Below are 20805 nucleotides of genomic sequence, written 5' to 3'. Positions count from 1 at the left end.
ACCTACCGCAGGAGCGAAGGTCCATCTTTTTTTAGTTATACATGTATGCAGGCACTTGCATTAGTGTGTCAATACTGTCTTGCAGCTGTGAGAAAGCAGTGATCGACACATCTGGCAAATCTTCCAATCCATTAGGCGCTTGACGGAGACGATGATTGAACCACAAGGCTTGCCACCCGGCTTTTTTGCAGCCGACCACGTCATTATCAAAATTGTCACCAACGTACAGTGTCGTTTCTGGATCAAGAGCAAAGTCGGTTTCTGCCAATTGGAAAATTTCTAGTTGCGGCTTTTGATAGCCAGTTGCTTGGGAAATGATCATATGCTCTGGTTTGATCCATCGAGTCAATTGCAACTGATCCAATTTCTTTTGTTGATGGTCGGTGGGACCGTTAGTAATAATCCCTAACTTGATTGGTAATTTAGACAAATAGTTCAAGGTTGACTCAACTTCAGGATGTAGCGTAATGGCATCTAGTTCTTGTTCATAACACAGCTGGAATTTACAGCTTTCTTCCATTTTAATAGGTAAGTACCCTAAATCCGTTAATGAATGCGTCAGTCGGTGATAGCGAAAATGATCTAGTGTCCATTCATTGGCCAATACCCGTCCAAACTGCTCATCACTGTGCACCCGAAACCGTAAGTATAGAGCGGTTAGATCTTTGGGGGCAATTTGTGGGAAGCATGAGGTTACGGCATTACGAAATGGTTGCTGCTGGTCATATAAGGTATCATCGACATCAAAAAGAATACTAGTGATCACAAGAGACACGCCTTTCAGAGTTAGTGAAAATTTTCAGTTTGTTTTCGAATCAATCATAAGCTATTATGACTCTAAAAAAAAGAGGGAAAACCTTGTGAAATAAAGGTTTTATTTACTATTTTTAGAAATCCGCGTCTTGATAGGTTTTCAAAATTATAGTGAATTTTACCCATTTTCACATGTTTCTCATTTTGCATTTCTTCAAAGAGTTGCTTATAATGAAAGCTATTGAGGAGGGGGAAATGTGTTAAAAAGGTTTTTCCGTTATTATCGACCGTATCGGTCACTATTTATGTTGGATTTTACTTGTGCGGTATTTGCTGGTTTATTAGAACTGGCCTTTCCCGTAGCCGTCAACCAAGTAATCGATAAGATCATGCCCCAGAACAACTTTCGCCTGATACTATTGGCATGCTTAGGCTTGTTCTTGTTTTATGTGATCAATACTGTGTTGCAATATATCGTAGTTTTTTATGGTCATAAACTTGGGGTCAATATTGAGACAGATATGCGTCAAGAACTGTTTCGACATCTGCAAACGCAATCTTTTGAATATTATGACAATCAAAAGACTGGCAAGCTGATCAGTCGTTTGACTACGGATCTCTTTGAAATTTCTGAAGTCGCTCACCATGGGCCAGAAGATGTTTTTATTACCATCATGACTTTAGTCGGTTCATTCCTATTGATGTTAAATATGCATGTTCAATTAGCGGTAGCGACATTTGCGTTGATTCCATTGATTACGATCGCCTTAGTTTTTTTCAATAAGAAAATGACCAAAGTCAACACACAGATCTATGACAACCTCGGTGAGTTCAACGCCGGAGTGGAAGCATCTGTCAGCGGCATTCGGGTGACTCAATCGTTTGCCAATGAAACGTTCGAACACAAACGCTTTGATGGATTGAGCGAAATCTATCGTCAATCAAAGATCCTTTTTTATAAGGTAATGGCGATCAGTTCAGCGTACAATTACTTCCTGATTCGCTTGATCAACTTGTTTGCTCTGATTTTTGGTGCTTACTACGTGATTCGCGGTGAACTGACGAATGGCCAGTTTGTAGGGTTTATTTTATTGTCGAATGTCTTTGTTAGACCAATTGAGAAGGTCAATACGATGATCGAGAGTTATCCCAAAGGAATCGCCGGCTTCAAACGATTGACGGAAGAATTGGATAAAGAACCGACGATCAAAGACAAACCAGGGGCACGGGCCGTTCAATCATTAAAAGGAGATATCGTCTACCATGATGTTTCTTTTTCTTATGCGGATGCGACAAAAGTCTTGAATCACATCAATTTGTCGATCAAAGCCGGCGAGACGATCGCCTTCGTAGGACAAAGTGGTTCAGGGAAAACCACGTTATGCAATCTCTTGCCACGTTTTTATGAAGTCACGGAAGGTGCTATTACGATCGATGACATCAATATTCAGGAGATGACCTTGGCTTCTTTACGTCAGCAGATTGGGACTGTCCAGCAAGATGTCTTTCTTTTCCCAGGAACGATTCGAGAAAATATTGCATATGGCAAACTCGATGCAACAGAAGAAGAGATTCTAAAGGCAGTCAAGTTAGCACACTTGGAAAAAGTCATCGATCAAATGACAGATGGGTTGGATACAGTCATTGGTGAACGAGGAGTCAAATTATCCGGTGGCCAAAAGCAGCGGGTAGCGATTGCTCGGATGTTCTTGAAAAATCCGCCGATTTTGATATTAGATGAAGCAACATCAGCGTTAGATACGGAAACCGAGCAAGTGATTCAAGAATCCTTGAATTCATTGGCAGATGGTCGCACAACCTTGATCATTGCTCATCGTCTTGCGACGATCAAACATGCAACACGAATCATTGTCGTTAGTGAAAAAGGCATCTTGGAAGAAGGAACCCATGAAGAATTGATGGCGAAAAGGGGACATTATCGCGCATTGCATGATGCGCAATTCGCTCGTGATGGGGAACCGTCTCTCTCATAGAAAAAAGGAACGATCCATTCAAGAAAGCCCTAGCCTTTTTATGTTTTGTCAGGAAAAAGCATAAAAAGACGGGCTTCTTGGGTTGATCGTTTTTCACTAAATTTTTGTGAGAAACCCTTTTCATTTATAAGCAGATATTCATTTCTCCTGCTGTTTTAATGTCGATTATGACAGAAATGCTTGTATGGTTTTCTGATTAAAAAGGAATGTGATACAATTGAATCAAGATTGAAGGGATGAGTTGAAAATCTTCTCCGAAAAAAATAACATATATTTTTATTGTAGCCCTGTCGGTTTGAAGGCAACAATGGTTCGTGAAATTTTTCCTTTGAAAACGATTGAGCCATGGACTTGGTTTTTCTCCTTGTATTTTGATTACACATGTAATTACAGATAGAAAATTAAAAAACGCGCGATTCAACTAAAAGAGTATTTTAATATTCTGACATCTTTTTGATACACCTTTGACACACTGTTGTATAAAAGAAGTAATATTAAAAAAAAATTTGAGTTTTCTCATTTAAAAACAAAGTTTTTGAGTGAAACCTTTTGCCTAAGAGGTTTCGCTTTTAATATAACTTTCGAGTTTTATTAAAAAATATGAGATTTAGACTAGATTTTTTTTAGTTAAACCTGTATAATTGAAATCAAGCGAGGGAACAGGACTTGCTTGATTGAAAATTAAAAAGGAGAGATGCACGTTGTTGACACTATACACTTCCCCAAGTTGCACATCTTGTCGCAAAGCTCGTGCGTGGTTACAAGAGCACGAAATCCCTTTTGTTGAAAGAAATATTTTTTCAGAACCGTTAAATATTTCTGAGCTTAAGGCAATTCTACAGATGACAGAAGATGGCACAGAAGAAATTATTTCCACCAGATCCAAAGTATTCCAAAAGTTGAATATGGATCTAGATGACCTGCCCCTAAAAGATTTATTGACACTTGTTCAAGAAAATCCAGGATTATTACGTCGGCCAATCATGATTGATGAAAAACGATTGCAAGTTGGGTTTAACGAAGATGAAATTCGTCGGTTCTTACCAAGGGATGTTCGCCAACTGGAACTAAGACAAGCGCAATTAATGGCAGGCTTATAAATTTGACTTCATCGACTCGCTTTCTCGTAGAAAGTGAGTCTTTTTTTGAGTTTTTACGTTTTTCTTAAGAGGATATTCGTTTTCTCTTTACTTTTTATCAGGTTTCGATACAATGAACCTATAGTGAGTAGCAAAAGTGAGGTGTAGCTAATATGGAAATGGAACATATCAATGAGAACACCATTCGTGTATTGATCAAAAGTGAAGACTTAGCTGCGAGAGGCATCACTTTTCTTGACCTTCTAGGAAATCACAATGAAATTGAAAACTTCTTTTACAGTATTCTTGAAGAAGTTGATATTGACGAAGAATTTAAAGGCAGTGAAGCTGTAACTTTCCAAGTCTTGCCTAAAGGCGATGGGTTAGAATTGTTTATTAGCAAAAATCTTCCACCAGAAGGAATGGAAAATTTTGATGAGATGAACGATGAAGCGAATGAAGACATTACCGATATGTTGAAAAAACATGTGGCGGCTCAATTACAAGAGTCGGAGCAAGCAGAAGATATCGGCAATCGTTTTGTATTCGAGTTGTTGCGATTCGAAGATATGATTCAATTGGCATCCGAAGTATATTTGGATTCTGTTGCAACCAATCTTTACCAAATGGGCAACCATTATTATATTGAAATTCGATTCATGGATGCAGATGTTACTGATATTGAAGTGGAAAATGCACTTTCTTATTTGATGGAGTTTGCTCAGCGGACGTCAGTGACACCAGAGGTTTTATCTGAATACGGTGAGTTGATTATGGAAAACGATGCACTTGAATTGACTCGTTTCTACTTCAAGAATGATTAATGAATGAAAATCATTTCCAGCCAAGGACATTTTGACAATGTTCTTGGCTTTTTCAATTGTGATTAAAGAAAATGGCGTATCTTTTTATTGAGGTGAGCCAGATGCTGAAAGCGTTGAACCAAAGAAAAGAAGTCATTGCAGCGAAAGGGAGAAAGAAATCATCGGGCCCTTTTTATTGCCCAGGATGTCAGAAAGAAGTGATTTTGAGGCAGGGACCAAAGCGACAGCCCCACTTTGCCCATCAAACCAGTACTGATTGTCAGACGTACAGTGAAGGGGAAACGAAGGAACATTTGGAAGCAAAACAACTTTTGTTTGAGTGGTTTCAAGATACAGGGATTGAGATCGAAGCCTTTTTGCCTAAACTCCAACAGCGTCCTGACCTTTGTTACAAGAATATCGCCATTGAAGTCCAGTGTTCTTCCCTCAAGTTTTCACGATTTCTGGAACGAACCACCACTTATTTAGCAAATGGCTATCAGCCTTGGTGGATCCTCGGGACCAAATTGTATCCGAAACGCCAGTGGTCGTTTTTGGCAAAAGCCTGCTGTACTTATCAGTCTACTGGCTTTTGCTTGTGGCTCATTGATACGCGAAATCAAGCATTAGTGAGGCTTCACCAAATCAAATGGCATTATCAAGAAGGGGTAAGCAGTCGACGAATTGCTACACAAAAAGGGGAGCCTTACAGGAAAGAGACACTTCGACCTTTGTGCGAAACAGAAGGATCGAAGACCCACAATTTTTCTGAATGGGTAGCGACCGATTATCGATTGTGGGTGATTCGAAAACTACGAAATAAACTGCCCAAAATCAGAGAGATTCAAGAAATAGTATACCCGTTGAATGGGAATGTCTCACAGCTGCCTCTGTGGTGCTACTGTGAAAGTCGGTTTGGCATTTTATTTGAACACCGCATACTGATTTTTCGCTTTCTCTATTTAAGTGATTGTCCCATTAGTTTTGAGCAGTGGTTGATCCGGCTGAGGCAGTTGCATTGGCAATGGCACTTTCCTTTGCTTGATCAAAGAGAAATATTGCGAGAAATCTTTCAAGAATGCCAATATTTAGAAAATTCGGTTTCTTTTTCAAGCCAATGATTTGGTTTCGTTGAAAAGTGTGATAAGATATTTTTAACCAATGAACAAGGAGTGAAGGGAATGTCAGAAACAAAACAATTACCAGCACGTGAATCGATCCCAGTCGAAAAAACGTGGGACTTAACGAAAATCTATGCCGATGATGCGGCTTTTGACATAGAATTTCAAGAAATTCAAGCACAGGTCAAAGAAGCCAGCCGTTACCAAGGCACTTTAGCAGACGGTCCGCAAGCCTTTTTAGCCGCTTTAGAATTTGTCTTAGATCTTTCTCGCCGCTTGGAGAAACTGTATGTGTACAGCCATCTAAAAAACGACCAAGACACCGCTAATACGACTTATCAAGGCTTATATGCGAAAGCCAGCAGTTTAGTTGCGCAAGTAAGTGAAGCCGTTGCTTGGTTTGATCCCGAGTTATTGACGATGTCCGATGAAACGATTTGGGGCTATTTCGATCAAGAACCTAAGTTAGCAGTTTATCGTCATATGATCGAAAAAACCATCAACGAGCGGCCCCATGTTTTGCCTGCCGATCAAGAAGCGTTATTGGCCGGTGCTGGCGAAATTTTTGGTGCCCCTGGCAATATTTTCTCTGTTTTAAACAATGCTGACTTGGATTTTCCAGTCGTTGAAGACGAAAATGGGGAAAAAGTGCAGCTGTCACATGGTGTCTACGGTGAGTTGATGGAAAGTACAGATCGCTCTGTTCGAGAAGCGGCCTTTAAAGGTCTCTATGGCGTCTATGAGCAATTCCGTAATACCTTTGCCCAAACCTTAAGTACGAATATCAAAGCCCACAACTTTAAAGCCAAAGCCCGTAAATACGATTCCGCACGCCAAGCCGCTTTGAGTGCCAATCATATTCCTGAAAGTGTCTATGATACGTTAGTGGACGTCGTTAATCAACATTTGCCGTTACTACACCGTTATATGGCATTAAGAAAACGCCTGTTGGCTGTCGACACACTTCATATGTATGATGTGTACACGCCGATTTTAGGGGAAGCACCGATTCGCTACACCTATGAAGAAGCAGTCGAAAAAGCGAAAGAAGCGCTAAAACCATTAGGGGAAGAGTATCTCGCTGTAGTTGAAGAAGCCTTCAGCAATCGGTGGATCGATGTCGTTGAAAACAAAGGCAAACGCAGTGGTGCCTATTCGTCAGGTGCTTATGACACGTTGCCTTATATCTTAATGAGCTGGAATGATCGATTGGATCAACTCTTCACCCTTGTTCATGAGATGGGGCACAGTGTGCATAGTTATTTCACAAGGAATAACCAGCCTTATGCCTATGGCGATTATTCGATTTTCTTAGCAGAAATCGCTTCGACGACGAACGAAAATATATTAACGGAATACATGCTTCAGACTGAGACTGATCCACGGGTTAGAGCCTATGTCTTGAATCATTTTCTTGATGGCTTCAAAGGCACGATTTTCCGTCAAACGCAATTTGCCGAGTTCGAGCATTTCATGCACGTAGAAGATGCGAAAGGAACACCGTTGACCAGTGAATTCTTAAGCGAGAATTATGCCGAGTTAAATGCGAAATACTACGGACCATCAGTTGAAAAAGATCCTGAGATTCGTCTCGAATGGTCACGAATCCCTCATTTCTATTACAATTACTATGTCTACCAATATTCAACTGGTTTTTCCGCAGCTTCTGCTTTGGCGAAGAAAATCTTAGCTGGCGAACCGGATGCTTTAACCAACTATTTGAACTATTTGAAAGCCGGACGTAGTGATTATCCAATCGAAGTCATGAAAAAAGCAGGCGTCGATATGACGAAAGCAGATTATATTGAAGATGCGATGAAAGTATTTGAGCAACGCTTGAATGAATTGGAAGCACTCGTTAAAGAAATCGAAGCATAAATGAAACAGTACAAACCAATCCACAATGGATTGGTTTGTTTTTTGTTCGCGCACAATGAAAACGCTGCGCAACGAGCCAAACGTAAAGTCATCGTTTGGCTCGTTGCGCAGCATTGCTATTGAATAGGGTTTCATAAAAGAATCAACCCGCGATCAATTTCATGAATCATGGAAAGTTTTGGTGCTTGTAAGGATTGTGCACTTTGTAAAAATGTATCAAGCTCTGTCGCTGTGCCAAAGATAAGTGGAAGACTTTTTAGCTCTTCTGATCCTTCCAAGAGGACACCATATTCTTCTTCGCTTGAAAAATCATACACCACAGCAGAAGGTGTGATCGTGATGCCCATGTCTTTCGCTACCCTTTGGTCGGTGGCAAAGTTCTTTTTCACTAGCTCAGATGTACGGTCTTCTAAGAACATCTCTAAATCACCGTTCGTTTCTGAAAATAGCTCTTTTACTAAGGTGTCACAATATTCCTGTTTTTCGATCCCTATTCGTTGTTGCAGTTTCAATAAGAAATCCCGAGCAATTTTTTTCCCTTGCAACTGGGCTGCTTTATAGTCCAGTGACGCAGCGTAGATTTGGTTGGTCTGTTCATTACGCAAGACCAAATCCGCCTTGTTCATGGACAAATAGTCCATCGAAACACCTACTGAAAATAAATTAACGAAAGGTAGGATCTGCAAATGGATTTTTTTTCGATTTGTATTTAATCTGTTGAGAATCTCTTTTTCGATATCATAACAAATAGGCCCAATCGGATTAATAAATAAAAATAGTTCGATCATTTGAATCTCTCCCCAATTAAGATTCTTTCGTATCTTGAAAAACAAAATAAGTATGTTTTATTAAATATAGCAAAAAAACGCGAAAAAAGTAAGCAAAAGGGCAGCCTACTATGATTTTTCTTCAACAGCACGAATGATCTTGTTTTTTGCTGGTCGGTAAGGAATATCAAAGGTGTGCAACAACGATTGAAAGGCAAGCTTTCCTTGGAGCGGCTCGCTTACTTCTAGCTCCAATTCATAATCATGTTGCTGACCATACCAGCTTTCATCCAAAGCGAGTAATCCTTCTTTGATCGGGAATTCCGCCCGTCTCGTTTTTAATGCTGCGATCATGCGTAATGAATCAGGTTCGATATTCGCTGTTCTTAAGCGTTGAGCAACTACACCCGTAGATAGAATTTTTTCTGAATCAATTAATGACGCAGCGATTTCCTTCGGTAAAGGATCAGTCGTTTCTAGTAGACCGTGTTCAATGGGGGTCTTTAGTGTTAACTCCGCATGGGTAGTCGTCGTGCGAATACGCAAACCAAATTGCTTTTCCCGCAATTTATGGTCTGCTGTATCAAAGTAATAATTGGTCTGTGTCTTGAAGGCTGTTTCTGATAAATTGTAATAAGTAAGCAACTGGTGGTATTCTTTTTCCGTCAGCATCGTTTTATATTCAATCTCTACTTGTTCGACCATCGATTTTCACTCTCTTTCTATTGCAACCATAGTGTACGCTGTTTCAACTATTCCGTCAAAGAAACTATACAAAGAAAAGCAGCAACGATTGGATCAGACAAAAAATCTTTTGTTTCTGCACTTCTGTCCATTCAGTTTTATTCCAAGAGTATGGTAGAATAAGGGGTATGTTATGAACAGAATCGAGGGAGAAGAATGATTCGAGATTGGGAAGAATTCTTAGCGCCTTATGAACAGGCGGTTTCAGAATTAAAAGTAAAATTAAGAGGCATAAGAAAACAATATCGGGAACAAAACAAACATGTTCCCATTGAATTTGTCACGGGTCGTGTCAAGCCAGTGGATAGTATTTTAACGAAAAGCAAATTACGAGGGATTGCATTGGATCGGCTTGAAGAAGAGATGTCTGATATCGCCGGTTTGCGAATCATGTGTCAATTTGTGGAAGACATTCACCAAGTCGTTGAATTGTTGCGAACACGCAAAGACATGAAAGTCATCATTGAACGGGACTATATCACCAATAAAAAAGCCAGCGGCTATCGTTCGTACCATCTAGTGATCGAGTATCCCGTTCAATTGATCGATGGAGAAAAAATTATTTTAGCGGAGATTCAAATTCGTACACTGGCGATGAATTTTTGGGCAACGATCGAACATTCACTAAACTACAAATACCAAGGAGAATTTCCTGCTGAAATTAGCGAGCGGTTACGACGTTCTGCAGAAGCTGCCTATCAGTTAGATGAAGAGATGTCTAATATTCGTGAAGAGATCCAAGAGGCACAGCGGTTGTTTTCTCATGGGAAAGGCAAGCGTGGCGGACATGACACGCCCAAGTTGCCAAAGGAGGAGACCGAATGAATGGCATCCGCGTGGCAATCGTCCATAATCAAGAAAGTAAGTCAGTAGAAGTGACGAAGCGTTTAACTGTTCTCCTGGAGCAGTCTGAAAACAAGATCGATCAAGAGAACCCTGAATTAGTGATCTCTGTTGGTGGAGATGGCACGCTTCTTTCTGCTTTTCACTTGTACAATCATAAGTTGGATCAAGTGCAGTTTTTAGGGGTCCACACGGGTCACCTCGGCTTTTATACGGACTGGCGAGATTATGAATTGGAAGAATTAGTCGAGTCTTTGTGCAATGACCATCAAAAAAGCGTCAGCTATCCATTATTAGATGTTCGTATCACTTATGCGAATGGCAAACCAGATAAGCATTTCCTTGCACTGAATGAATCAACGATCAAGCGTGGCAATCGCACCATGGTTGCCGATATTTCTATTAAAGAAGACCTCTTTGAAAAATTTCGCGGGGATGGCTTATCGATTTCTACGCCAACCGGTTCAACTGCCTATAACAAAAGTGTTGGTGGTGCAGTCTTGCACCCAAGTATCAATGCCTTTCAATTGGCAGAGATTGCTTCGTTGAACAATCGTGTCTTTCGGACCCTTGGTTCGCCGATCGTCGTGGGTCACCATGAATGGGTCAAAGTGCAACTGCAGCAAAGTACCGACTATTTAGTGACGATCGATCAATTTACCATCGAACAAGAAGAAATCGATGCAATTTATTACCGTATTGCCGATGAACGGATTCATTTTGCGTCTTATCGGCATATGCATTTTTGGAATCGGGTCAAAGATTCCTTTATTGGAGAAGAATGAACTCATGGAATTTACGTATCACTATACCGGCCAAGGGCAGCAAGTCAAATATTTTTTGAAGGAACAAGGAGTATCCAAGGGGTTACTAGCGAAAATCAAATTTCAAGGCGGAAAGATATTTGTGAACGACCACGAGCAAAACGTCTTGTTTTCTTTGGCGCAAAATGATAGGGTAACTATTGTAATTCCTCCTGAAGGGGAACATGAAACGATGCTGCCTGACCCGACACCGATTGAGATCGTGTATGAAGATGCCCATCTATTAGTCGTGAATAAGCCGGCTGGTATCTCATCGATTCCTGCACAATACCATCCGACCGGCACGATGGCTAATCGAGTCAAAGCTTACTATCAAGCGCAACACTATGAAGACCAAGTGATCCATGTAGTGACGCGGTTAGACCGTGACACATCAGGATTGATGCTTTTTGCAAAACATGGCTTTGCCCATGCAAAGATGGATAGCCAGTTACGAAAGAAGCAAGTTGTCAAAAAATATCAAGCCCTCATTGCGGGAGAGCTTTCCGCATTATCCGCCCATAGCGAGATCGATTTGCCTATAGCTCGGGACTTGACCTCGCTTTTGAAACGCAAGGTCAGTGAAGAAGGAAAAGAGGCACGTACGGAGTATTGGCTAAAACAGCGCAATTCAGATTGCGCATTAGTCGACATTCAACTACACACAGGCCGGACACATCAAATAAGGGTCCATTTTTCTGCGATCGGTTGTCCCTTACTAGGAGACGAGATGTATGGGGGATCAATGGCTTTTGGGATCAAACGACAGGCACTTCATTGCTGTCAGCTGCAATTTCAGCATCCCTTTACGAATGAACCGTTGGCTTTTGACCTGCCTTTACCTGCAGACATGGCCGCTGTTTGTTCAGCTATCGTTAAGCAATAACAAATGAGGTGAAGAGATTGGATGAAAATCAAGAATTAACCGAACGGTTTGATCAACTGAATCAAGCATTAAAAGACAATGATATCCAGGGATTTCGTGAGGCATTCTTGGATCTGCATATCTACGAGCAGGGGCAATTCTACCAATCTCTAGAAGCAGACGCTCGACAAATCGTCTATACGTATCTATCGCCGAAGGAATTAGCAGACATGTTTGACGTCATTGAAGAAGACGACGAAAACATGGTGGACTATCTTTCAGAAATGCGTCCGGCATATGCTGCAACGATGTTAGCAGAGATGTATACCGATAACGCTGTCGATCTACTGAATACATTGGACAAGAAACAAACGGCGAAATATTTGAGTCTAATGACGGCTGAAGCCGCTAGCGAGATCAAAGAACTATTGCATTATGAAGATGAAACAGCTGGATCATTGATGACAACCGAGTTTGTTTCCATTGTGGCCAACCAAACGGTTCGTTCAGCGATGTATGTCTTAAAAAATGCCGCCGATGTCGCTGAGACGATTTATTATATTTATGTTGTGGATACTGATAACAAACTTGTTGGGGTTATTTCTCTAAGAGACTTGATCATCAATGATGAAGATACCATGATCGCTGATATTTTAAACGAGCGGGTCATGTCCGTCCATGTTGGAGATGACCAAGAAGATGTCGCTCAGACCTTCCGGGATTATGACTTTCTCGCGCTACCTGTTACCGATTATGACGATCATCTATTAGGGATCGTGACCGTCGATGATATTATCGACGTTATCGATGATGAAGCAGCCAGTGATTACTCTGGTTTGGCAGGGGTCAATGTGGAAGAAGTCAGTGAGAACCCGATCAAGGCGTCTTCGAGACGATTGCCTTGGCTCATCACCTTACTCTTTCTCGGAATGGCCACCGCCAGTTTAATCAGCCATTATGAAGAATTAGTCAGTGAAGCGAGTATTCTCGCTGTCTTTATCTCACTGATTACCGGAACCGCCGGCAATGCCGGTACCCAATCTTTAGCGGTGGCCGTCCGTCGCTTAGCGATCAATGATGACAAAGAAAATAGTTTTATGAAGACAGTGGTCGGTGAAGTGCTGACAGGACTTTTCACAGGAGCTATTACCGGATTAACGATTTTTGCTATCGTGGCCGTCTGGAAACAAAATCCAATTTTAGGTTTTGTCATTGGGATGGCAATGATGTGTGCTATCACAGTAGCCAACTTAGCAGGAAGCTTGATTCCGATGTTAATGGACAAACTTGGGTTTGATCCGGCAGTGGCGAGCGGTCCGTTTATTACGACCCTCAGTGATTTGACCAGTGTCTTGATCTACTTCAACATTGCCAGTCTTTTTATGAACTATTTTATTCAATGAACACAAAATAAAAGCAAGCCGATGATTTTTCTTCCAGTGAAGGATCATTGGCTTGCTTTTTAATTTTTGGGTTTTGGCAACACCCCAGAAGGGGAGACACCATAAAGTTTTTTAAAAGACTTGCTAAAATGATAAGCATCTTGATAGCCAACGGCTGAGGCAACTTCCTTGATCGTGAGGTTGTCATTTTTCAACATATCTTTGGCACGTTTTAAGCGAATTTCGATCAAATAGTTAATGGGGCTGACCCCTGTCGCCTCTTTAAAAATCTTTGAAAGGTACGTCGGGCTAAGAAATTGATCTTGTGCGAGCTTCTCTAACGTGATTTCTTCTTTGTAATGATTTTCCAAATAATAGACGGTATAGTTGACGATCTGTTGTTGTCTTCGTTGGCTTTTGGAAAGGTAAGGAACGACATTGATGTGGTCTTCATTTAGTCCACGTAAAATGTAGACGAGCATCTCCATCAAAACAGCTTTTTGCATCAATTGAAACTCATCCCGCTCTTCACTGCTTTCTCTCACCAACTGCCATGCTTTTTCCAAAACTTGATGATGGTATTTGCCTAGCTCCAACAAGGGATGTTTGTTAGGGAAAAAATTTCGTTTAAACCCTTCCAAAGAAATATTTTTCAAACCAATATGCAGCTGATGAGAGCGAGTGCCCTTAGGCTGCAATTCACAGTGATCGACGCCAGGATTGAAAAGCATGACACTGCCAGCCCGAATTTTTTTCGCTGGTTCTTTTTCAAAATAATACATACTTTCTCCTTCTAACAAGACACTGATTTCTAAAAAGTCATGATGGTGCATTTCTCCATGACTTTCTGATTGCGTCCATGGATCAAAGAGATAGATGATTTCGGGATTGAAGGTCCGAGGGTTAACTAAATTCATGGCTGATTCACTCCAATTGGGTGCCCATTTCCTGTAAAAAAAAGGAATGGTGCTTCTTACTAATATTTTACATCAAAATGAGTAAGAAAAACCATTTAAATCGCTTTTCAAAACGCTAAGCTTAACAACGAGAGGGGGAATTAGATGAGTAATACACAATGGATCTGGCGCTATGCCAAAAAGAACCGCGGAAAAATCATATTGGCGATCCTATTTTTAGTGATCAATGCAGCGCTGATCATTGTTAATCCGTACTTGGGAGGAATGGTGATCGACGATGTCATCAATCAGCAAAAAACGCACTTATTGATTCCATTACTGTTGATCATGATTGCGACGACCGTCATTCGCACCATTGTCCGCTATAGTTATCAGATTTTATTTGAACGGGTCGGACAAAATACGCTATACGATTTACGGGAAGATTTGTATCAGAAACTGCAAGAATTGGATTTCGACTTTTTCAATCACACTCGTGTGGGAGATATTATGGCACGAATGACAGGGGATACCGATGCCATTCGCCACTTTGTTTCTTGGGTGACCTATAATATCGCTGAATGTATCTTATGGTTCTTTTCAGCGGTGGTGGTGATGAGCTTTATTGATTGGAAATTGATGCTGGCACTGGTGGCTGTCACACCGATCATTTTTCTGTTGACCAACCGCATGTCTAAAAAGGCACACCCATTGTTTTTTGACATTCGTGAGAGCTTTTCTCGCTTGAACTCAATGGTAGAAGAAAATATTGGCGGCAATCGGGTCGTAAAAGCCTTCGCTCGTGAAAATTTTGAGATCGAAAAATTTCGCTCCTACAACGAAGATTTTAAGACCCGCAACATGGCATCTGCCAAAGTTTCCCGTACCTATCTGCCCTGGCTTGATGGCTTAGCAGGAAGTTTGTCAGTCATTGCCTTAGTTTTAGGCGGAATTTTCGTAATCAATGGGGACATGACCTTAGGAGATCTTGTTGCGTTTAATGGTTATCTATGGATGTTGAACAACCCCATGCGTATGAGTGGCTGGTTGATCAACGATGTTCAGCGATTTTCTGCGGCCTGTATCAAAATTCGACAAATGCTGGCACAAGAATCGAAAATACCGGTTCACCAACAAGAAAAATTAGAACCGATCAAAGGATTTGTGGAATTTAAAGATGTCTCTTTCCATTTTTCAGATGATCCAGAGCAAAATGTACTGGAGAACATCAACTTCAAGATTGGGCCGGGACAAACGTTAGGGATCTTAGGCGAAACCGGCTCTGGAAAAACGACGTTAGTAAATTTAGTTGGACGTTTTTATGATCCGACTGAAGGGGAAGTATTGATTGATGGAAAAAATGCCAAAGAGTATCCTGTGCGTCAAATGCGTGAAAATATTTCGATGGTGATGCAAGATGTCTTCTTGTTTTCTAATACTATCTCTGACAATATTGCTTTTGGAAATCCTTTAGCAGATGAAGGCTTTATTCGCCAAATGGCCGTAGTCGCCGATGCAGATACCTTTATTTCTCGAATGCCTCAAGGCTACGAGACGATTGTCGGTGAACGAGGCGTCGGACTTTCTGGCGGACAAAAACAACGGATCTCCCTTGCGCGGGCCTTAGCCAAAGATCCATCGATCTTGATTTTGGATGACACGACGTCTGCCGTCGATATGGAGACAGAATCGAAGATCCAACAAGAGCTGACAAAATTAACAGGAGAGAAAACGACGTTTATCATTGCTCATCGGATCTCCTCTGTTCGAGAAGCCGATCAGATTTTGATGATGGAAAAAGGTCGGGTTGTCGAACAAGGCACTCACGAAGAACTCGTCAAACTGCGAGGGAAGTACTATGAAGTGTATCAAAAACAATTAGGCTTGTCAGGAGGTGAAGACGATGGCGAGAAATAAATTTGATGTGGATGAGGAATTAGACCAGGAATTTAGCTGGAAGGATTTCAAGCGTTTGTCCCAATACGTCGTACCGTATAAAAAAAGTATTGGGAAAGTACTATTTACGATCATCCTGGCAAACTTAGCAGGAATGCTGGCGCCTGTTTTCACGAAGATCGCCATCGACTCATCGATTCCTGAGAAAAATGTCAATCAATTGCTGCTTTTAGGAGCTGCCTTTCTAGTGACCTTGATCGTTATTGGCGTCTGCATGCGTTATCGTATCTACCATATTACGAATATTGGGCAAGACGTATTGAAGGATATGCGCTTTGATATTTTTGAACATTTGCAGCGGCTGCCGTTTTCTTATTTCGATACAAGGCCCCATGGCAAGATCTTGATCCGCATCGTAAACTACATCAATACACTGAGTGACCTGTTGAGTAATGGACTAATCAATTTGATTTCCGATGTTTTCAACGTCATCATCACCTTGATTTTTATGTTTGCGATCGACTTCAAATTGACCCTGTATTCCCTTGCGTTGCTGCCAATCTTGTTCATCATGGTGATGGTAATCAAAAATAACCAGCGCAAAGCTTATCAGGTGTTGAGTAATAAACAGTCCAATTTAAATGCCTACATTCATGAAAGTATTGCCGGCATCAAGATCACCCAATCCTTCGCACGGGAAGAAGAAAATGCAGAGATTTTCCAAGAAGTCAGCAATGATTATCGGACTTCCTGGATGAAAGCTGTCAAAATTCAGTTTCTCATGTGGCCTGGGGTGCAAAACATTTCAGTCATTACGACTTGTTTGATTTATTTTGTCGGCATTCGCCAAATCGGTGTCGATGTCAGCACAGGTACTCTGATCGCTTTTATCAGTTATATCAATAATTTCTGGAATCCAGTCATCAATATCGGGAATTTTTATAATTCTTTGATTACAGCAACAGCCTATCTTGAACGGATTTTTGAAACGATGGATGAAGTCCCAGATATCGAAGACAAACCAGATGCAAAAGTATTGCCGACGATGAAAGGGACCGTTGATTTTGAACACGTGACCTTCCGATACGAAGAAGGCAAAAACATTCTTTCTGATGTCAATTTCCACATCGAACCCGGGGAAAGCATTGCTTTGGTTGGTCCTACCGGTGCAGGAAAGACCACGATCATCAACTTGCTGAGCCGCTTTTATGATGTCAATGAAGGCAGTGTCAAAGTGGATGGAATGGATGTTCGTGACGTGACGCTGGAATCCCTGCGCTCACAGATGGGGGTCATGCTGCAAGATACCTTTATTTTCTCAGGAACGATCATAGAAAATATTCGCTATGGAAAATTAGATGCGACAGAAGAAGAGATCATTGAAGCAGCGAAGATCGTCCGTGCTCACGACTTTATCACGGAGTTGAAAGACGGCTATCAAACCGTCGTCGAAGAACGAGGAAGTACTTTATCTGCGGGGCAACGGCAACTGATTTCCTTTGCCCGAGCGTTGTTGGCTGATCCAAAAATCTTGATCTTAGATGAGGCTACTTCTAGTATCGATACGAAGACAGAAGAATTGCTGCAAGAAGGACTGTTGAAGCTGTTAGAAGGCAGAACTTCATTCATCATCGCTCACCGGCTGTCCACAATCAAAAATTCTGATCGAATCTTTTACGTGGCAGGGGGCACGATTGCTGAATCTGGTAACCATGATCAGCTAATGGCACAAAAAGGCTTGTACCATCATTTGTATCAATCACAATACGACTTATTGCAAGCCATATAAAAAGAATCCCCACAAACGATGCGTTCTCATCGTTTGTGGGGATTTCTTTGCTTGATTCTTTTGTGTCACGCAAGCTCAATCATTAAGGTCGACGATTCTGGTTCCATGAACTTCTTTTACACCTAATGTATCAGCAACATGTTGGGCATTTTCAAAGGAAATGCCACCGCCAGGTAAAATCGTTAAACGCTCACCAGCATAGGCGATCAATTCTTTCAGATGATCGAAGTTGTCTTCAATCGGAGTCCCTGCAGCACCACCATGGGTCAAAATCCGCTGTACGCCATGCTCAGCTAACCAATCGATCGCTTTAAATTGGCGCGCTGCAGGAATCGCGTCGAAGGCCATGTGAAAAGTAACCTGCAAGCCTTCTGCGGTTTCTAACAATAGCTCCAATGCTTCTTCGTCTAACCAGCCGCTAGGAGTTAAGCAACCTAGAACAACGCCGTCTGTTCCTAGTTTTTTTGCTTCGATCAAGTCGGTGTGCATGATTTTCAACTCAGTGTCATTGTAAACAAAATCACCGCCTCGAGGTCGGATGATTGTCATAACGGGAATTCCTTTTTCACCAGCATATTGCAAAACTTCTTCTTGCACACCGGTACTTGGTGTTGTTCCGCCGACCGCTAAATTATCACAGAGTTCAATCCGCTGTGCGCCTCGGGCGATTGCTAAGGGAATATTGGTATAATTTTCTGCACAAAATTCTTTTAACATGATTTACCTCCAATAGATGGTTGTTCAGTTGATTTGTTATTCTATCCACTAGCATTCTACCACATGAATATGCTAAAGTAGAGCAGAGATGAGGGAAGTTGAATGTTAAAAAAAATCGATCGCGGGCGCCTTTTTTTAAACGCCCATTATCACTTATTTGAATGTCCATTGTGCCGCCAAGCATTTTTCCCGACCGAAAATGGCTTGGTTTGTCCAAATCGTCATCGATTTGACTTATCAAAGAAAGGCACACTTTTCTTTTTGGATCATCAAGTCAAAGCAGATTATGATCAAGCACTGTTTCTGCCGCGTCAACGTATGATTGCTAGCGGCATGTATGCACCAGTCATTGAATGCATCAAAGCAGTTTTGGGGGATGCTAAGCATCTTTTAGATGTCGGCTGCGGCGAAGGCAGTTTTCTGGCTCAGCTGGTCAATGAAGAGACCCAGGCGGCTGTCGGCTTTGATATCGCCAAAGACGGAGTTTATCTAGCAACCAATCAAAACGTACCGGCTTTTTGGTGTGTGGCGGATCTGACCAACTTGCCGTTTGCTGAAGCGAGCTTTGATACGATTTTCAATCTATTTTCGCCGTCAAATTATGGGGAGTTCAATCGTATTTTGAAAAAGGGTGGACAGTTGATCAAAGTCGTCCCTGCGGCGGATTATTTAAAAGAATTGCGGGCTGCTTTTTATCCGAATGATGAAGCGAAACAGCAATACTCAAATGAACGGGTCGTCACTAAATTTTTTGAACATTACCCTGACGCCTCCCGTCAAAGAGTGACACATGTTTTTACGATCCCTGAAGAAAATCGCCAAGATTTACTTGCCATGTCCCCGTTAGAGTGGGGGGCTTCGGAGGAACGCAAAGAAAAGCTCCGGCAAGCTCCTTTGAGACAGATCACTGTTGATGTTGAGGTGTTGATTGCGAAAATTTCCTGAAAATATTTTGAACTTTTTTGTTATTTACTCTTGCAATCATGCCATGGGAGTGATATATTGTTCTCAAGTCATTTTTCATTGGTTTTTATCAGGTTCCTGTTCTGATAAAAGTTAGTGAAAAGAGCTTCACTAACGTAACGACTCGCAGTGATCGACACCGAGTTGGTACGTTTTTTTTATGCCCAAAATTCTATACAAAAAATGTCGTTTCTAAAAAACAAGCGTGCCAAAATATGGTACTATAGAAGTTATTGAAGAATCTATTGAGAATCAATTGTAAAACGCAAGATACAGAGACACAAAGGAAAGCGAGAACCGATCGGTAGTATCCGAGCGAAAGGAGTTTTTATCTATGAATCACATCGTTCTTTTTGAACCTCAGATCCCGGCCAATACGGGAAATATTGCACGGACGTGCGCAGCAACAAATACTCATTTACACTTAATCGAGCCTTTAGGCTTTTCAACGGATGACAAGCAATTAAAACGAGCTGGGCTTGATTATTGGCATGATGTCAATATTACCTATCATAAAGATTTAGCTGCTTTTATGGACTTTTTAGGGGAGCGTCCGTTGTATCTGATTTCGAAATTTGCCAATCGCGTGTATTCTGACGTCGATTACACCGCAGATGATGATCAGTTCTTCATTTTCGGGAAAGAAACGACGGGGCTTCCAGAAAGTTTTATGCGTGAGCATGCCGAAAAATGTTTGCGGATCCCAATGAATGATGAGCATGTTCGTTCCCTTAACCTATCAAATACGGCTGCTTTGATCATTTATGAAGTTTTGCGACAGCAAGGCTTCCCAGAATTGGAATTGACGCATCATTATGAGAACGACAAATTAGACTAAGAAGCGAGGCTTTTTCGATGCAATTATACTTTACCCGTCACGGAAAAACAGAGTGGAACCAAGCACGCCGCTTTCAAGGAATGCTGGGGGATTCGCCGTTATTGCCAGAAAGTTATGACGAAATTAAATTACTCGGTGATTATCTGGCAGCTATTCCTTTTGAGAAGATTTACTCAAGTACATCTTTGCGAGCAAAAGTGACTGCCCAAGAGATCCAAGCAAGACTCCAACACCCAGTTGAAATCATTTATAATGAGAATCTGCGAGAAATCGGACTCGGTGAATTGGAAGGTCAGTCCATCGATGAAATGCATGAGAAGTATCCCCAACAACTGACTGATCTGCGTAATCACTTGGATCGTTACGATCCAAGTGCCTTTAAAGGTGAGCCGATCCAAGAAACATTGAGCCGGATCGAGACCGTCGTCATGGATGCGGTGATGCAGCATGAAGGCCCATTATTGTTCGTCGGGCATGGGGCATCCTTTACGGCTGCTATTCAGTGGCTTGCAGGCAAACCATTAGCCGAATTAAGAGAGCAAGGTGGATTAGTCAATAACAGCGTTAGCTTATTAGAGACGAATGAACAAAAAGTATTGCCTTTTGAACTAAAACTTTGGAATGAAGCAAGCTTTTTAAGCAATCAGGCAGGATTAGACGCTTTGTTGTAAACC

At 41.5% G+C, this 20805-nt stretch carries 20 protein-coding genes; 15 read left to right on the top strand and 5 right to left on the bottom strand.

Annotated elements, in window-relative coordinates; genetic code table 11:
- Positions 1–31: 31 nt before the first annotated feature.
- Positions 32–766, bottom strand: a complete 735-nt coding sequence (locus IAE45_RS04480; protein ID WP_077452522.1) for an HAD family hydrolase — start codon at positions 764–766, stop codon at positions 32–34.
- 244 nt (positions 767–1010) lie between these two features.
- Between IAE45_RS04480 and IAE45_RS04475 the strand changes: the two genes are divergently transcribed.
- The 6 genes from IAE45_RS04475 (at position 1011) to IAE45_RS19175 (ending at position 7751) form a co-directional block, all read left to right on the top strand.
- Positions 1011–2747, top strand: a complete 1737-nt coding sequence (locus tag IAE45_RS04475; RefSeq protein ID WP_077452521.1) for an ABC transporter ATP-binding protein — start codon at positions 1011–1013, stop codon at positions 2745–2747.
- Between the two features lie 701 nt (positions 2748–3448).
- Positions 3449–3847, top strand: a complete 399-nt coding sequence (gene spxA / locus IAE45_RS04470; protein ID WP_003127030.1) for a transcriptional regulator SpxA — start codon at positions 3449–3451, stop codon at positions 3845–3847.
- A gap of 152 nt (positions 3848–3999) precedes the next feature.
- Positions 4000–4650: an adaptor protein MecA gene (locus tag IAE45_RS04465; RefSeq protein ID WP_077452520.1), complete on the top strand. Its 651-nt coding sequence runs from the start codon at positions 4000–4002 to the stop codon at positions 4648–4650.
- A 101-nt stretch (positions 4651–4751) separates the two neighbouring features.
- Positions 4752–5750: a competence protein CoiA gene (locus tag IAE45_RS04460; protein ID WP_200125162.1), complete on the top strand. Its 999-nt coding sequence runs from the start codon at positions 4752–4754 to the stop codon at positions 5748–5750.
- 60 nt (positions 5751–5810) lie between these two features.
- The gene (gene pepF / locus IAE45_RS04455; protein ID WP_200125160.1) at positions 5811–7628 is read left to right on the top strand and encodes an oligoendopeptidase F; all 1818 of its coding nucleotides are present in this window, start codon (positions 5811–5813) and stop codon (positions 7626–7628) included.
- Entirely contained in the window at positions 7629–7751 is a 123-nt protein-coding gene (locus IAE45_RS19175) for a hypothetical protein (protein WP_259280079.1), read from the top strand. It abuts the gene before it with no gap.
- An 8-nt stretch (positions 7752–7759) separates the two neighbouring features.
- On the opposite strand, the gene IAE45_RS04450 is transcribed toward IAE45_RS19175, so the two are convergent.
- On the bottom strand, positions 7760–8416 hold the full coding sequence (locus IAE45_RS04450) for a DsbA family protein (RefSeq protein WP_077452517.1): 657 nt from the start codon (positions 8414–8416) through the stop codon (positions 7760–7762).
- Positions 8417–8524: 108 nt separating this feature from the next.
- Positions 8525–9100 (bottom strand): CYTH domain-containing protein, encoded by a 576-nt coding sequence (locus tag IAE45_RS04445; protein ID WP_200125158.1) that lies wholly within the window; start codon positions 9098–9100, stop codon positions 8525–8527.
- 195 nt (positions 9101–9295) lie between these two features.
- Here IAE45_RS04445 and IAE45_RS04440 point away from each other — a divergent pair, with 195 nt between their 5' ends.
- The 4 genes from IAE45_RS04440 to mgtE are packed head-to-tail and all read left to right on the top strand — an operon-like array spanning position 9296 to position 13053.
- Positions 9296–9964: a GTP pyrophosphokinase gene (locus tag IAE45_RS04440; protein ID WP_077452515.1), complete on the top strand. Its 669-nt coding sequence runs from the start codon at positions 9296–9298 to the stop codon at positions 9962–9964.
- A 5-nt stretch (positions 9965–9969) separates the two neighbouring features.
- A complete protein-coding gene (locus IAE45_RS04435) occupies positions 9970–10767 on the top strand; it encodes an NAD kinase (RefSeq protein ID WP_170920136.1) in 798 nt (265 codons plus the stop codon).
- A gap of 4 nt (positions 10768–10771) precedes the next feature.
- Positions 10772–11671, top strand: coding sequence for an RluA family pseudouridine synthase (locus IAE45_RS04430; protein WP_081118448.1), 900 nt, complete (start codon positions 10772–10774; stop codon positions 11669–11671).
- Positions 11672–11688: 17 nt separating this feature from the next.
- Positions 11689–13053 carry a magnesium transporter gene (gene mgtE, locus IAE45_RS04425; protein ID WP_081118449.1) on the top strand — a complete coding sequence of 455 codons (1365 nt, stop codon included), beginning with the start codon at positions 11689–11691 and terminating at the stop codon, positions 13051–13053.
- 59 nt (positions 13054–13112) lie between these two features.
- Here mgtE and IAE45_RS04420 read toward each other — a convergent pair whose 3' ends face one another.
- Positions 13113–13949 (bottom strand): AraC family transcriptional regulator, encoded by an 837-nt coding sequence (locus IAE45_RS04420; RefSeq protein WP_081118450.1) that lies wholly within the window; start codon positions 13947–13949, stop codon positions 13113–13115.
- A gap of 144 nt (positions 13950–14093) precedes the next feature.
- Between IAE45_RS04420 and IAE45_RS04415 the strand changes: the two genes are divergently transcribed.
- Both IAE45_RS04415 and IAE45_RS04410 read left to right on the top strand, forming a co-directional pair.
- Positions 14094–15845, top strand: coding sequence for an ABC transporter ATP-binding protein (locus IAE45_RS04415; protein ID WP_077452510.1), 1752 nt, complete (start codon positions 14094–14096; stop codon positions 15843–15845).
- Positions 15832–17613 carry an ABC transporter ATP-binding protein gene (locus IAE45_RS04410; RefSeq protein ID WP_077452509.1) on the top strand — a complete coding sequence of 594 codons (1782 nt, stop codon included), beginning with the start codon at positions 15832–15834 and terminating at the stop codon, positions 17611–17613. Before IAE45_RS04415 ends, IAE45_RS04410 begins: the two co-directional genes overlap by 14 nt.
- Before the next feature lie 75 nt (positions 17614–17688).
- On the opposite strand, the gene IAE45_RS04405 is transcribed toward IAE45_RS04410, so the two are convergent.
- On the bottom strand, positions 17689–18330 hold the full coding sequence (locus IAE45_RS04405) for a copper homeostasis protein CutC (protein ID WP_016621321.1): 642 nt from the start codon (positions 18328–18330) through the stop codon (positions 17689–17691).
- Positions 18331–18432: 102 nt separating this feature from the next.
- Here IAE45_RS04405 and IAE45_RS04400 point away from each other — a divergent pair, with 102 nt between their 5' ends.
- From IAE45_RS04400 to IAE45_RS04390, 3 genes are all read left to right on the top strand, one after another.
- Positions 18433–19275: a methyltransferase domain-containing protein gene (locus tag IAE45_RS04400; RefSeq protein ID WP_200125156.1), complete on the top strand. Its 843-nt coding sequence runs from the start codon at positions 18433–18435 to the stop codon at positions 19273–19275.
- 352 nt (positions 19276–19627) lie between these two features.
- Entirely contained in the window at positions 19628–20131 is a 504-nt protein-coding gene (trmL, locus tag IAE45_RS04395; RefSeq protein ID WP_077452506.1) for a tRNA (uridine(34)/cytosine(34)/5-carboxymethylaminomethyluridine(34)-2'-O)-methyltransferase TrmL, read from the top strand.
- Between the two features lie 17 nt (positions 20132–20148).
- The gene (locus IAE45_RS04390; RefSeq protein WP_086292693.1) at positions 20149–20802 is read left to right on the top strand and encodes a histidine phosphatase family protein; all 654 of its coding nucleotides are present in this window, start codon (positions 20149–20151) and stop codon (positions 20800–20802) included.
- The last annotated feature ends 3 nt before the right edge of the window (positions 20803–20805 follow it).

Origin of the sequence: Enterococcus sp. S53 (genome assembly GCF_016516865.1) — a bacterium.
In the GTDB taxonomy this organism is placed as follows: Bacteria; Bacillota; Bacilli; order Lactobacillales; family Enterococcaceae; genus Enterococcus_D; species Enterococcus_D innesii.
Note: the sequence above shows the minus strand (reverse complement) of the source record. Positions and strands in the feature narration are given on the sequence as shown.